Raw genomic sequence first — 14587 nt, 5'->3', positions numbered from 1 at the left:
TATTTTTACAACTTTGTTATAATGCCATAAAAAATAAACCTAGTCAACAGACTAGATTTATGCATTTTGTGACTTAGATAATTGTTCAAAATCAACAACAACTTGGTCCATTTTCTTAGCGGTTTCTTTCATAATATTCCGAGCAACTTTATTTTCAGGATCTAATTTTAAGATCTGTTTACTTATATCAAACGCTTGCTTATTTGTAAGCAACGGTTCTGGAATTGCATGAAGTAATAGCATTTGTAACAAGCTCTTTACTTCTTGATAATCCGTTAATTTCACAGAACGTTCTGCATGATAGTACGCTGTATGGAAAGCACCTTCATGTTCACTATATGGATAAACATGAAGCAAGAAAGCTAAATCATGTAATTCACTTGATTCCTCTTTCTTAATAGAATCCAATATAAACGTATAGAACATTGTGCTTTCTTCTTCGTGAGCTGCTGAAATGAAGTGTTCCTCGAATGTTAAGAAATCCACTTCGGACATTAATCTATATGCTGTATCAAATTCGCCACTTAATATATGACCTTTTATCAAATCTTTCATTTAATGTCCTCCTTTTTTTATATCAACATTCACTATTTCTTCATTTTTAAAGTTAAAAATAGTATAACACATTTTGTAATAAATTACCTTTAAAAAAGTTGTCACTCGTTTAAATTTTAAAATATAAATGATGATGATATTTACATCGATCGTTAAACCTCGCATCACAATGCGGACAGACTTCTGTCATCATATATTCATTAATCGACATTGTCTGATTACAAACGCCACATAAGATAGCCTGTTCATTAAATTCATCTTGATTCCATCTCTTTGCTTCATGATTTTCACATGCATCATGACATTTATAACATGGATAAAATTTATTACAACATTTAAATTTTATCGCAATAATATCTAAAGGCGTTTGGTAATGTTCACACCTTGTTTCATTATCTACTGTTAATCCATAAACCTTCACCGTATACGCCTCCATACTAATTATAAAATTAAACATCTCATAATACATTATAAGTTGTCAACGAACTTAGTTTGACATCTGATAAGATACATAATAGAATACACATATGAACACATATTCATATGTTGGGGGTCGTTCAATATGGAAAATCATATCACTTTAGATGATGAAACACTTTTACTTGTATCACAAACTTTTAAAGCATTAAGTGATCCAACTAGAGTTAAAATCTTGCACTTATTATGTACAGGTAGACATTCAGTTGGATGTATTGCTGAAACACTTGAATTGAGTCAATCGTCTGTTTCACATCAACTTAGATTTTTGAAAAATTTACGCCTCGTAAAATTCGAACGCGAAGGCAAAAGTATCTACTATTCTATCGATGACGATCACGTCATATTATTTTTAAAACAAGCAATCTCACATGCGCATCATTAATCTATAAATTGGAGGTGTTCCAATGGGACATGAACACCATGGACATGATCATAATCACGTCCATACAAATAATAAGAAAATACTATTCATTTCATTTTTAATCATTACCCTATTTATGATTGTTGAAGTTATTGGTGGTTATGTTACCAACAGTTTAGCTTTACTTTCAGATGCAGGACATATGCTTAGTGATGCACTTTCACTATTCATCGCATTACTTGCATTCAAATTCGGTGAAAGAGCTGCTAATAGAATTAAAACTTATGGCTATAAACGCTTTGAAATATTAGCTGCTTTATTAAATGGTGTACTCCTAATTGCTATTAGTATTTACATCTTTTATGAAGCGATTTTCAGATTAATAGATCCACCAGAAGTTGCATCTACAGGAATGCTTCTTATCAGTGTGATAGGACTACTAGTAAATATTTTCGTAGCGTGGATGATGTTTAAAGGATCTGATACTAAGAATAATTTAAATATGAGAGGTGCTTTCATACATGTTCTTGGAGATTTATTAGGTTCAGTTGGTGCCATAATTGCAGCCCTACTTATGATGGGATTTGGTTGGAACTTGGCAGATCCAATTGCTAGTGTTCTCGTAGCATTATTGATTATTCGAAGTGGCTATGGCGTTACAAAATCAGCACTTAATGTATTAATGGAAGGCGCACCTTCTCATATCAATATGCACGAAATAACTGAAACAATACAATCACACCCTGATATAGATGAAGTACATGACTTACACATATGGTCAATAACGAGTGATTTAACAGCTTTAAGTTGTCATGCTGTAGTTAAAGCAGACAAAACAATTTCAGAATGTGATGTTATTATTGATGAAATCAATCACGATTTAAGTCATAAATCAATTCAGCATGCTACGATTCAACTTGAAACAAGTAATCAACATCATGATCGATCAGCTATATGTTGTATGGAGCACGCGACACATTAAAACGATAAATAGAAAACGACTGGAACAAATAGTTCCAGTCGTTTTTGATAGAGAGCGTTTGTGCTGGTCCGAGATATCGTGCGTTTCGGGTATAATCGCACGAAGACTTTCGGAATTCGCCGAGATATCGTGCGTTCAGGGGGCAATCGCACGAAGACTTTCGGATTTTGCCGAGATATCGTGCGTTTCGGGGGCAATCGCACGATATCTTTTATACAAAAAGGAGTGAGACATCATGTCTCACTCCTTTTAATTACTATTAAATAAATGACTCAAATATTAACTGTTTACCTGGTACATCGTGTTCATCAAAGCCTTTTAAGAATGGTTGATTGTCATACGGCACTTTAATTCTTTCTACATTAATTGCACCTTCTTTAACTTCAACCACACCATACACAGCATAAGCACCATTATTTAATCCTACTGATCCTGGATTAAAATAAATCGTTTCTATATCATCGAAATGATGTAACACATGATTATGACCAAACGTAACAAAGTCAGCGTCAATACCATTAAATAATTCATGTACATGTTCTAAAGATGGATCTAATATCGGTTCAAATGGATCTTCGCTAATATGTTTCTGAAGATTTTTTTCTTGAATGCGATAATGTGTAAAATAAAATCTTAATCCATCTATTTCAATTGTATGTTCACGTTTGAGTTGTGATAAAAAAGTATAATATTTAGGATCTAAGTGTTCAACAATCCATTGATGATGTTCGTAAAATTTATTTTTCAAACTTTCTGGATATGGTTCTTGATTAGCAACCGACATGATTGCTTCATCATGATTACCTGATATATATGTCATATCTTCACGGTGCGTAACAATATCTAATACATCATTTGTTCGATGTCCTACACCGATATTGTCACCTAAATTATAAATGTGTTCGATGTCTTTTCGATTATCTATATCATTGAGGACGGCATTCAATGCATCTGCATTTCCATGTATATCCGTTAAAATTGCAAATTTAACCATCATATCATCCCTTACTTATGACTATTTATATTGGTCTACAGCCTCTTTAATCACTGTATCACCTGAAACTACTTGGAATTCTTGTCCTATTTTTTCATCATTATTTAAAACTTCTAATAACACTGTAGCAACGTCTTGACGAGGAATCTTGCCTCTTTCAACTTCTTCAGCAATTTCTACTTTATTTGTCGCTTCATCATTAATTAAAATACCTGGATGTACGATTGTGTATGGTAATCCAGCATTTCTTAAATGTTCATCTGCATAGTGTTTAGCTATTGTATAAGGTTTTAAATCTCCTTCAAATGCAGTTCTTCTTGTATCAAATGAAGATACGAGTACAAAATGTTCAACATTCGCTTGTTTACTTGCTTCTATAGATTTCACAGCGCCATCTAAATCAATAATAATCGTTTGATCTGCTCCTGTATGTCCACCTGATCCAGCTGTAAACACAACTTTATCTGCATTATCTAACTTTTTAGCAATGTCATTGATATCATCATATTCTAAATCTAATAATGCTGTTTTTGCTCCAAGTGATTCAAAGAAATCTGCTTGACTATTCTTTCTTATTCCAGCAGTTACTTCATTACCCTCTTCAACTAAACTTTTCACTAAATGACGACCGATTTGTCCATTTGCACCTATTACGAAAATATTCATATTAAACACTCCTTTTATATTTTTTCATGAATAAATTGATAGTTATGTAGCCTATCAGATGTGATTAATCTTTCTGTAACTTTATATGGTTGTTCATAGTTCATATCTGTAACGACAATAGAGCCATCATTTTTCACTTCTTCAACTATAGCAACATGACCTAAATCACCATAATCTGTTTGTAATATAGCTCCTTCGCTTGGTTGGCCATTCACTTTATAACCCGCTTCTTTAGCACGGTCATCCCAGTGTTTCGCATCGCCCCAAGTAGAGCCCATCTTTTTATTCTTTTTTAACCTTTGTTCATATACATAAAATGTACATTGTCCTTCTTGATAATAGTTACCTAAAGAGCGGTCACCCGTTTTATCGTTTTTCTTTAACTGCTCTGTTCGTATAGCTATTTCCTTTTGCTTAATTTGCTTTTTTACGTCATCTGTATAATTTACGATACTTTCGAATCCATTTTGACTTTTAAAAAGCATTAACATTGTAACCATAGCTATCCCTGTAACAAAAAGTATAAAAATTCGAAATAACTTTTTCATTGTTCACTCCTTACAATGTTATATACCCAATATATGAGCAATTTAATATGATTTCAAACAAAGTGCTCATTTGTAATATTACATTATTTGTATTATTTAAATATTTTTAACAAATGAGGTACATTTTTACCATTTTGTATATTAGTCTTATTATATATAAATAAGGAGGTTCTTATGTTTAAATTTCAATTTGATTACTTAAAGAACGGTAAAGGTAATCATATAAAAACGATTGTATTATTAGTTTTATCTTCAATTTTTATTGGTACTTCTTTGAATATTTCTGCTTTTTTATTTTTAGGAAGTATACTCACTTCGACTGCAATTAGTCATCCAATAGTAACTAGCATATTAGGATTAATTGGTCTTATAGTACTATTTTTTGCATTATCACTAATTGTACTCCCATTAATTATAGGGGCAACAAAGTTCTGCAAAGATACTGATATGGGTGTCCGACCTCAGTTCGTAGATCTATTTATGTTCTTTAAAAAAAGTTTATTTAAAACGACTTTTAAATATAGTAGTGCAATGGTAGCTATTTCAATGATTGCATTTTTTATATTTAGTACTATTCTAGTTTTAATTTTAAAAGTCTCGTCTACCATATATCCAGAACAAGTGTCACCTTTCTCAGCTTCAGCAGAGTTTAACATAGAGGATAATCCTATCAATATTATAGCATTGTCCATACTATTTATTTGTTATTACTTATTCTCACTTTACATATCTACTGGATTTTTAGTACATATTGATAAACCTTTATTATCTACTAAAAACAAACTGAGCATTTCATGGAAATTATTATTCAAAGGTAAACATAGCTTATGGAAATTACTATTCAATAACTTACTATTTATAATTGCCTATATCGTATTTATATTTGTACTAGCAATGGTACTTATGAAGATAGAAATGAGCCTACCAGTTACTCAAGAAGCGCTATATATTACCATTTATATACTTGGTGTGATTATATATATTGTTTCAATCTTCTTTGTTTCTTATACATTAAATGGCGGTATTTACAACTTCTATCACAAAAATAAAAATGCATTATACCCAAGTAATAACTCTGAAACTATTGAATAGTTATAATGCCATAGTTGATTCACATCAATTATGGCATTTTCTCACTTAAATGTATAAGGAGGCTTTTTATGTTTAAACTTTATTCAGGATATTTCAAAAATGGTAAAGGCAATCATTGGATTACATTATTATATTTCTTAATTGTCTCAGCCATCATTACACCATTTGCTTTTATTCCTTATATCGGCTATTTATTTGATAAACAAAGTTCAATTCGTCAATTAGATGTTGATAAACAACCACTAAACGAAACGTTCAATTCATTTAATGAACCGAGTAGTTTTGGTATCTTATTTTTTATAATTGTAAATATTTTCATTATCATACCACTTATATTAGGAATCTTACATATCTTTAAGAATACTGACTTAGGTATGCGTCCAAAATTTAAAGATTTATTTATAATCTTTAAAAAAGGCGCCTATTTTAAAACAATGAAACTAAGTATTTTAATGATCATTATTGTTTGCTTTTTTTATTTTTTATTGGCCATTATCATTTTCATAATAATGTTAATAGTATTTATTTTAGCTTGGTACTTTGCATTTTATTTAGAATCGTTAAATAATGCAATTTCAATGTTATTCGTGGTATTTCCTATATTATTTTTCATTACGTCATTCATTATATCGGTTCCATTTTATTATGTAGTCATTTTTATGATAAATACTTCTTTAGTTCATATAGATCAGCACTCATTGCCAACGTTAACTAAAGTATCTATTGGTCGTAAAATCACTAAAAAAGGGCCTAGAAATCCATGGGTGTTGTTAATCTCACACTATTTATTCGGTATATTAATATGTGGTGTTATATTTACTATTTATATAGATATCATGATGAATCATAATATCTTTACTTATATTATAAAATTTATAATTTTAGGTGGCCTCTTCTATTTCATTTTTGGTAGTTACGTTAACTTCTACCATCAAAATAAAAATGCAATATACCCAACCGAAACTCCTGCGACAGATGAATAATTTATCTACGGGGTTTGTTATCCCTTACAAATATATTAAAACTAAATTAAGGAGATTCTCTTATGTTTAAACTTCACAAGGACTATTTTAGAAATGGTCGTGGCTATCATTTCAAAACAATATTATTTTCTTTTCTTTTTTCATTAGTAACATGGGCAGCACTTGTCGCTCTTCCCTTTGGTACTGTAGTCTTAGGAATGGTCATTGCTGATGATCCTCAAGATGGTAATTCAAAAATCTATGTAGTTATATCAATGATTATTGGAGTTATTATTGCATTTATCGTTTGTTTTCTTCTAATTTTATTTATATTATCACCGCTTTATTGTGGAATTATACAACTGTATAAGAATACGGATTTAGGAAAGCAATCAAAATTTCGTCATTTAATTACCTTTTTTAAAAAAGGTAATTATGGTAAGACTCTAAAACTTACTAGTCTGTTATTAATTATTGGAGTGATGATTGGTTTTATTACTAGTAGCATAATATCACCTCTCTTTTCGATCTTTAACATGTCACTGTATTACTTTGTTCCTTCTTATATAGATATAACGGAAGGTAGTCTAATTGGCCATCTTCTCACTATTGTAATGTTAATAGGTATCTCAATTTTATGCATCCCTTTTTACTATTTGATGATTTATTTAATGAATGTTGTATTAGTTCACGTAGACCAGAGTTCTTTACCAACTTTAAATAAATTTTCAATTGCATGGAAGATCACTACTAAAGGTCCAAACAGCTCATGGAGATTACTTTTTTCTAACTTACTATATTTTGTAATCATACTTGTCGCAATAACTGTATTTCAAATTATAATAGCATTACCAATGCAGAACTCACCAACTATTCTAAGTACAATTTTAAGCTTTCCAAGTACTCTTCTAATGCTATTTATCTTAACAATACTTACATATTTAATTAGTGGAAGCATGATTAATTTCTACCATCAAAATAAAAATGCAATATACCCAACCGAAACTCCTGCGACAGATGAATAATTTATCTACGGGGCTCGTTATCCCTTACAAACATATTTAAAGGTTGTAGCAATCATATTAAAACTAAATTAAGGAGATTCTCTTATGTTTAAACTTCACAAGGACTATTTTAGAAATGGTCGTGGTTATCATTTCAAAACAATATTATTTTCTTTTCTTTCTACATTAATTTTAGCTGCAGTACTCTTAATTCTTCCCGCTACCAGTCTATTATTTGGATTTGGTATTTTCTACAATTCACAAGATTTCTATGGCAACCCATCAAACGCCGGAATTATATTATTAATTATTAGCTGTATTGTTGCGTTTATTCTATATTGCCTACTATCTATATTTGTATTGTTACCTCTTTCTCATGGGATTATACAATTCTATAAAAATACTGATTTAGGGAAACAACCCCGATTTCGTGATTTATTTACTTTTTTTAAAAAAGGAAAATATACTAAGACACTAAAACTTATTGGTCTGTTATTAATTATAGGAGTGTCTCTCGACCTAATTATCACTTTCATATACTCATCTATCTCAATAATCTATAACTTGTTCATGCATTTACTTGATCCGACTTATACGGAGATGATGAAAGATAGTATAATTATCTCTATTGTACAGACTATTGTTATGATTATTGCATACATCCCTATTTACTACTTAATGATTTATTTAATGAATGTAATATTAGTTCATATTGATCAGAGTTCTTTACCAACTTCAAAGAAATTTTCAATTGCAAAGAAGATTACTACCAAAGGTCCAAACAGTGCATGGAAATTACTTTTTGCAAACTTACTTTATTTTGTAATCATATTTGTCGTAATAAGTATAATTTCTATTATTGCTGCAATGATTGTAACGTTTTTAATACAGAACTTATCAACTATTGTAGGTATAATCTTAGGCGTACTATTTGGGATCATAACACTATTTATCTCAACGATGCTTTCATATTTAACTAGTGGCAGCATGGTCAACTTCTATCATAAAAATAAAAATGCACTATATCCAACTGAATAGCAGGTCCTAATTATATCAATTACAAATGTATTTATTTTGTCAAATAAAACACATTTGTAATTGATTTTGTGTTAATCTGATTATAAATATAATCAGGGGGTTATTCTATGTTCAATTTTCACTTTGACTACTTTAGAAATGGTCGAGGCAATCATTTAAGAACGATTCTATTATCCTTTTTTGCCATGTTTGTCTTTGCATTAGCTTTACTTATTCCAGGAATTTTTCTTTTAATTGGAACTGGCATTTACAATTACACGCTAGACTTTTATGGTAATCCTTCAACTGGCGGTACGATAACATTAATTATTTGTGCTGCACTCAGTTTAATAACATCTTTAGTTATATACATTTTTGTATTCATTCCTCTTTGTTATGGTTATATGACTTTTTATAAGAATACAGATTTAGGTAACCGCCCTCATTTCAGAGATTTATTTACTTTTTTGAAAAAGGGACAGTATGTAAAAACACTTAAGATAACTGCAGTAATTGCTCTGATGAGTATTGTAGGATACATTGCTGTTTATATCGTTTTCTTTGTTGCGTATTTAATCTTTATTGCAGTGTTTGGTACCACACTTGCAATAATGGGACCAGAATCTGAAAACTTAAGTACACCCGCAGCAATTACAAGTGCTGTAGTAATATTTTTATTTTTACTCGTAGTTATGTTCGTGATTTATATCCCAATCTATTACCTTATTATTTTATTAATCAACGTTACTTTAGTGCATATTGATCAAAGTTCATTACCATCATTCAAGAAAGTATCTATTGCCTGGAATATCACTACTAAGGGACCAAATAGTGCATGGAAATTATTGTTTGCTAACTTACTATATTATATTGGTTTATACATCATTATAGTTGTTATCGTATTAATTAGCGTTTTAATTAGTACATTAATATTTACACATTTACCAACTTTCATTGGCGTCATTATTAGTATCATTTTTTATATTATATATATGATTGTAATTACTATACTAACTTATTTAATCTACGGAAGTGTAGTTAACTTCTATCATAAAAATAAAAATGCTTTGTACCCAACAAACAATTCAGCGCCAGTTGAATCAAATGAATAATTGAATTTAAAAGACCTCAAATGATATGTCATCATTTGAGGTCTTTTTTTATATGATCTTGTAATCCATAAAGTGTTTGAAATTCGTAATTGGGTTGTACTTCTAAATACTCAAATTCACTCAAATTTCGATTAATCCATGCTGTTTGAAATCCAAATTTCTGTGCACCAACGATATCCCATTTATTTGTAGAAACAAACAATACTTCATCTTTTTTAACGTTTAATTGTTCTATTAATATTTTATAACTATTCCCGTTTGCTTTATACATACCATATGCTTCTAACGGTATAATATCTTTAAAGTATGTTGCTATCTCTGCCTGTTCTAACAATGCATCTATCATCTCTTTATTTGCATTACTAAAAATAACTTTATCAATATCATTCCATTCTTTCAAAACTTGTTGTACTTCAGGAAATATTTCGAGTTGTTCATAGCCTTTTACACAAGTTTGAATATCTTTTACTGTGTAATCAAAGTCTTTTCTATCTAAGACATATTCAAGAGCGTCACTTAACACTGTGCTAAATGGCTTATATTGGTCGACAAGTTGCCTCACGTGTATATTCTCAATCAATTTATATCTCCAAGCCTTCGCAATCTTCTCCCCGTTACCTGGATATACCTTCTCACAATTTTCACGAAGACTATTTATGTCAAATAAAGTACCGTATACATCAAATACGATGATTTTAATCATAAAAAGCACTCCTTATAATCTATTTTTTTTATTATATCCAAAATAATTAGATATAATCATAAAAAATAGATTGATTACAATATACTCGTTAAGTAATTACACATTTCTATAATAAAAAAACATGGCCGTGACAACGTTGCACTAACCCCAGGATGTGGGAGTAAAATAAAAACACTTTCGTTGAATTCATATTAAAATGAATTTATACGGAGGTGTTTTTTCTATGAAAAGAGTGGCATATTCAGTTGAAACAAAATATAAAGTAGTAGAAATGAAACTTAAAGGATATAGCGCAAGAGAAATAATGGATGCTTTAAATATTAAAAATGAATCTCAAGTTAAAGTGTGGTGGAAATGGTATAGAAATGGGGAAACACATAGATTCAATCAACAAGTAGGTAAACAATATTCCTATGGAAAAGGAAATGAAGAATTTAGCACTGTTGAAACACTAAAAATTGAATTAAAGCGCAAAGAAGTAGAAAATGAAATTTTAAAAAAGTACAAGGAATTGGAAAGGAAGTGGTCCCAGAAGTAGTTGTTGAATTAGTAAATGAATTGAAATCTAAATATACAGTGAAAGTCATTTTAGAAGCTTTAGATATTCCAAAATCAAATTATTACAGATGGAAAAACAAAGATTTCAGTATATCTGAGGATGAACGAGAAATTATAGAACTATGTAAGAAACATCGTTTTACATATGGTTATAGAAAAATAACTGCCTTGTTAAATAGAAAAAATAATAAAAAAATTAATCACAAGAAAGTACAAAGGATTATGCAAAAACATAAATTAAATTGTAAAGTACGCGTGAAGAAATCGAAAAGACCAGGAAACCCATATTATAAGACACATAATCTATTGAATAGAAATTTCAAAGCAGAGAAACCTTTAGAAGTACTTTTAACAGATATCACTTATTTACCCTTCGGGAATACAATGTTGTATCTTTCATCTATCATGGATGCTTACAATGGTGAAATTGTGGCATATAAAATTGGTAAAAACCAAAATCAAGAATTAGTAAATGAGACATTAAAACAACTTCAATTGGAACCAGGAGCTATATTACATAGTGATCAAGGAAGTGTGTATACTTCTTATGAATACTATGCCCTATGTACAGAAAAAGGCATTACCAGAAGCATGTCCCGTAAGGGAACGCCAGCTGATAATGCCCCAATAGAATGTTTTCATGCCTCTCTAAAGTGTGAAACATTCTACTTAAACAGTGAGCTTAGAAGCTCTAATACTATTGTAATAGATATTGTCGAAAATTACATTGAAAACTATAATAAAGTTAGAATTCAACAAAAACTAGGCTACTTATCCCCTATAGAATATAGGAAATTAGCAGCCTAGAAAATAGTGTTTTTATTGAGCTCCCTTAGTAAGGGTGCAGTGCCACGTCTCGGCCATGTTTTTATTTAAATATTTGAATGAACTAGAAATCTTTCTTTTAAATATTCAGCAACACCATTTTCAACATTTGTCTTGCTTGTTACTTCTTTTCCTAACGCTTTGATATGGTCAGCAGCATTTTTCATGACGATTGGATGATCAACATGTTCTAACATTTGTCTATCGTTGTCACTGTCACCTATCGCATATGTTTTTACATCTTCTTGAATATCTAAATATTTCAATGTCGCTTCTATTGCAGTTGCTTTATTAACACCTTCTGGCATTACTTCTAAATTACATTCAGTAGAGTGTGAAGTGGATATATTCATTTCTTCTACTAATGGTTTAACAACTGCTTCCCATTTCTTGATCTCTGACTTATTTCTTTTGAAGAAATAAAATTTTGAATAAGCATCTTCTGGAATTTCATCTACCCAATTCATTTTTTCTCTTAATGATTCTTGTCTTGATTGCCATTCATTATCTTCAACATCACCACGATCATCTGAGGATATTTCAGATATCAATAGGTCTTTGTCACGTTTTAAAGCAATTCTATTTTTATAATAAGGGAATAGCTCATAATAAATTTGATGTTGTTCTGCTAAGTCTATCAATTTGTATACCGTATGCATCGGTAATTGGTGTTTAAATATCTCTTTACCTTGAATGTATCCTACCGCACCATTGGATGATAATATACCATCTACTTCAAAAGACTCAGGGACAAGTGTTGAGATTTCATCATATGCACGACCAGTCGCTATAAATACTTTAACGCCGCTTTCTCTCACTTCTTGTATGATTTCGTTCGTATAATCTGATACTCTATTATTTTCATTTAATATCGTACCATCCATATCTAGAAAAATTGCTTGTGTCGTCATGTCGCATCCTCCATATTTTTAATCATATATATTATTTCATGCGTCTAACATAAAGGCAATTTTTTAGATTATATTCACTTTTTTGATAATATCGGTCTATGATTTTTGAAAGTAACATCTACTTCGATATTAAACAACTCACTCATATGATTTGCATTCACGGTCGATTGAATGTCTCCGGAACGATAAACTTCTCCATTTTTCAATAGTAATATCTTCTTGAAAATAGGCAAGACTTCTTCTAAATGATGCGTGACATAAATAATTGTAGGTCCTTGCTCTTCTTGTCCAATTCGATCGATTCTCTCAAGTAAATCTTCTCGTGCAACAAAGTCCAATCCATTCGTAGGCTCATCAAGAATCAATAATCTAGGATTTGACATCAATGCTCTTCCAATTAATACACGTGTTTGTTCACCTTGTGATAAAGTATCAAACCTGCGATTAATGTAAGGCGTAATCCCTAAAATTCCACATATATGTTGTGCTTTATCTTTAATTGCTTCGGTTGGATCTTCATACACACCAATTGAAGCATATGCACCGCTAATAACCGTTGTAAATGCATTATCTTGTTGTCTCATTTTTCTAAGCATAGATTGTGACACATATCCTATTTGTTTTCTAATTTCATCTGCAGAATAACCAGGTTTACCTTGCTTCATGTCTAATATTTCAAATTCACCTGAAGAAGGTGCCGTATATGCATTGATAATATCTAATAGCGTGGATTTACCTGCACCATTTAAACCATATAATACCCAATGTTCACCATCTTTTATTTCCCAAGAAATATCTTTCAATATGTATCTACCTTCACGCATCCAATGAACATGTTTTAAATCGACTAGCATGTGCACATCCCCTTTAATAAATTTAGTGCTTATCATGGCTTTATTGTACATTAAAGCACTTTGTTATTAAAGGTGATTAGAGATGAAGGTAGCATGTGAATTTATTATGTGTTGATCTCAAATAACAATCCATCTGGTGAAGTGATTTGCTTATTTTCTACATTCGGCATTTGAATGTCTACTTTAGCTAAACCATAGCTATTGTTATTATCTTCTCTTTTTTTGTTCGATTGCCACGTATTAATCGCAATATGATGATGATAATGTTTTGTTGACATAAATAATGCATTTGGAAAATTTTTAACCACTATATTTAAATATAATGTATTTAAGTAGAATTCTTTCACATCTTCTATATTGCTTGTTTTAATGTGTAAATGCCCAATCTTCGCACCAGAAGGCATGCCATTCCATCCTTCATTTGTTGCATGTTGAATAAGTGCTTCAGCATCCACTTCATGCGTATCCATTTTTACATTACCATCGAACCATTCCCAATTTTGCGCATCTCTATCTCTATAAATTTCTAATCCATTACCTTCTGGATCATTAAAGTATAATGCTTCTGATACAATATGATCGCCTGCACCTAGAGGAATATTCAGTCTAGAAGCATGAATTAAAAAGTCCGCCAAATCTGCCGTAGTTGGAAGTAATAATGCTAGGTGGAATAATCCTGCCTCTCTCATATTTGCCTCTCTTCCATTTGTTAATAAATTCAATGTAAGTGTATGACCAGATTCTCCTACTTCAAATATAACTTGATCATCTGACTTTTGTTTTATATTTAAACCAATGATACTATCGTAAAAAGTCGTCATCTTTTCTAAATCTTTAACATTTAATGTAATACCATTTACTAAAATCGCGTCTTTATCATGGAACATATTTCGCACCTCTTCTAATTTTTCTTCTTTAATAACGTTAGTATACTTCAACTAGTATAAAAAGTATACTTAAATT

Annotated in this window: 17 protein-coding genes; 8 read left to right on the top strand and 9 right to left on the bottom strand. The window is 30.5% G+C overall.

Annotated features, from left to right (window positions below; genetic code table 11):
- Positions 1-57 precede the first annotated feature (57 nt).
- Both P3U32_RS02270 and P3U32_RS02265 read right to left on the bottom strand, forming a co-directional pair.
- Positions 58-555: a hypothetical protein gene (locus P3U32_RS02270; protein ID WP_323703986.1), complete on the bottom strand. Its 498-nt coding sequence runs from the start codon at positions 553-555 to the stop codon at positions 58-60.
- Between the two features lie 109 nt (positions 556-664).
- A complete protein-coding gene (locus P3U32_RS02265) occupies positions 665-991 on the bottom strand; it encodes a CHY zinc finger protein (protein ID WP_323704830.1) in 327 nt (108 codons plus the stop codon).
- A gap of 126 nt (positions 992-1117) precedes the next feature.
- On the opposite strand from P3U32_RS02265, the gene P3U32_RS02260 reads away from it, so the two are divergent.
- A complete protein-coding gene (locus P3U32_RS02260) occupies positions 1118-1417 on the top strand; it encodes an ArsR/SmtB family transcription factor (protein WP_323703985.1) in 300 nt (99 codons plus the stop codon).
- A 22-nt stretch (positions 1418-1439) separates the two neighbouring features.
- Positions 1440-2378 carry a cation diffusion facilitator family transporter gene (locus P3U32_RS02255; RefSeq protein WP_323703984.1) on the top strand — a complete coding sequence of 313 codons (939 nt, stop codon included), beginning with the start codon at positions 1440-1442 and terminating at the stop codon, positions 2376-2378.
- A gap of 259 nt (positions 2379-2637) precedes the next feature.
- Here P3U32_RS02255 and P3U32_RS02250 read toward each other — a convergent pair whose 3' ends face one another.
- The 3 genes from P3U32_RS02250 to P3U32_RS02240 are packed head-to-tail and all read right to left on the bottom strand — an operon-like array spanning position 2638 to position 4586.
- Positions 2638-3372 carry a metallophosphoesterase family protein gene (locus P3U32_RS02250; RefSeq protein ID WP_323703983.1) on the bottom strand — a complete coding sequence of 245 codons (735 nt, stop codon included), beginning with the start codon at positions 3370-3372 and terminating at the stop codon, positions 2638-2640.
- 21 nt (positions 3373-3393) lie between these two features.
- Positions 3394-4038 carry an SDR family oxidoreductase gene (locus P3U32_RS02245; RefSeq protein ID WP_323703982.1) on the bottom strand — a complete coding sequence of 215 codons (645 nt, stop codon included), beginning with the start codon at positions 4036-4038 and terminating at the stop codon, positions 3394-3396.
- Between the two features lie 14 nt (positions 4039-4052).
- Positions 4053-4586 carry a CHAP domain-containing protein gene (locus P3U32_RS02240; protein ID WP_323703980.1) on the bottom strand — a complete coding sequence of 178 codons (534 nt, stop codon included), beginning with the start codon at positions 4584-4586 and terminating at the stop codon, positions 4053-4055.
- Positions 4587-4760: 174 nt separating this feature from the next.
- Here P3U32_RS02240 and P3U32_RS02235 point away from each other — a divergent pair, with 174 nt between their 5' ends.
- From P3U32_RS02235 to P3U32_RS02215, 5 genes are all read left to right on the top strand, one after another.
- On the top strand, positions 4761-5678 hold the full coding sequence (locus P3U32_RS02235; RefSeq protein WP_323703979.1) for a hypothetical protein: 918 nt from the start codon (positions 4761-4763) through the stop codon (positions 5676-5678).
- A gap of 68 nt (positions 5679-5746) precedes the next feature.
- Complete coding sequence (locus tag P3U32_RS02230; protein ID WP_323703978.1) at positions 5747-6661, top strand: hypothetical protein; 915 nt, start codon at positions 5747-5749, stop codon at positions 6659-6661.
- 62 nt (positions 6662-6723) lie between these two features.
- Entirely contained in the window at positions 6724-7665 is a 942-nt protein-coding gene (locus P3U32_RS02225; protein WP_323703977.1) for a hypothetical protein, read from the top strand.
- 582 nt (positions 7666-8247) lie between these two features.
- Positions 8248-8682: a hypothetical protein gene (locus P3U32_RS02220; protein WP_323703976.1), complete on the top strand. Its 435-nt coding sequence runs from the start codon at positions 8248-8250 to the stop codon at positions 8680-8682.
- Between the two features lie 107 nt (positions 8683-8789).
- The gene (locus P3U32_RS02215) at positions 8790-9773 is read left to right on the top strand and encodes a hypothetical protein (RefSeq protein ID WP_323703975.1); all 984 of its coding nucleotides are present in this window, start codon (positions 8790-8792) and stop codon (positions 9771-9773) included.
- A 31-nt stretch (positions 9774-9804) separates the two neighbouring features.
- Here the strand turns inward: P3U32_RS02215 and P3U32_RS02210 are convergent, their stop codons facing one another.
- A complete protein-coding gene (locus P3U32_RS02210; protein WP_323703974.1) occupies positions 9805-10476 on the bottom strand; it encodes a haloacid dehalogenase type II in 672 nt (223 codons plus the stop codon).
- A gap of 223 nt (positions 10477-10699) precedes the next feature.
- Here P3U32_RS02210 and P3U32_RS02205 point away from each other — a divergent pair.
- Positions 10700-11841, top strand: a protein-coding gene (locus P3U32_RS02205) for an IS3 family transposase (RefSeq protein ID WP_323702460.1) whose coding sequence is annotated in 2 segments (ribosomal slippage) — positions 10700-10970 and positions 10970-11841 — 1143 coding nt in all. Because the reading frame shifts where the segments join, the coding sequence is not laid out codon by codon here.
- Between the two features lie 65 nt (positions 11842-11906).
- Here P3U32_RS02205 and P3U32_RS02200 read toward each other — a convergent pair.
- From P3U32_RS02200 to P3U32_RS02190, 3 genes are all read right to left on the bottom strand, one after another.
- Positions 11907-12770 (bottom strand): HAD family hydrolase, encoded by an 864-nt coding sequence (locus tag P3U32_RS02200; RefSeq protein ID WP_323703973.1) that lies wholly within the window; start codon positions 12768-12770, stop codon positions 11907-11909.
- A gap of 74 nt (positions 12771-12844) precedes the next feature.
- The gene (locus P3U32_RS02195) at positions 12845-13624 is read right to left on the bottom strand and encodes an ABC transporter ATP-binding protein (protein ID WP_323703972.1); all 780 of its coding nucleotides are present in this window, start codon (positions 13622-13624) and stop codon (positions 12845-12847) included.
- Positions 13625-13728: 104 nt separating this feature from the next.
- Entirely contained in the window at positions 13729-14511 is a 783-nt protein-coding gene (locus P3U32_RS02190) for a VOC family protein (protein WP_323703971.1), read from the bottom strand.
- Positions 14512-14587 lie beyond the last annotated feature (76 nt).

The organism is Mammaliicoccus sp. Dog046, assembly GCF_034039665.1.
Taxonomy (GTDB): Bacteria; Bacillota; Bacilli; order Staphylococcales; family Staphylococcaceae; genus Mammaliicoccus.
The sequence above is the reverse complement of the archived record's forward strand: the minus strand, read 5'-3'. Positions and strand labels throughout refer to the sequence as shown.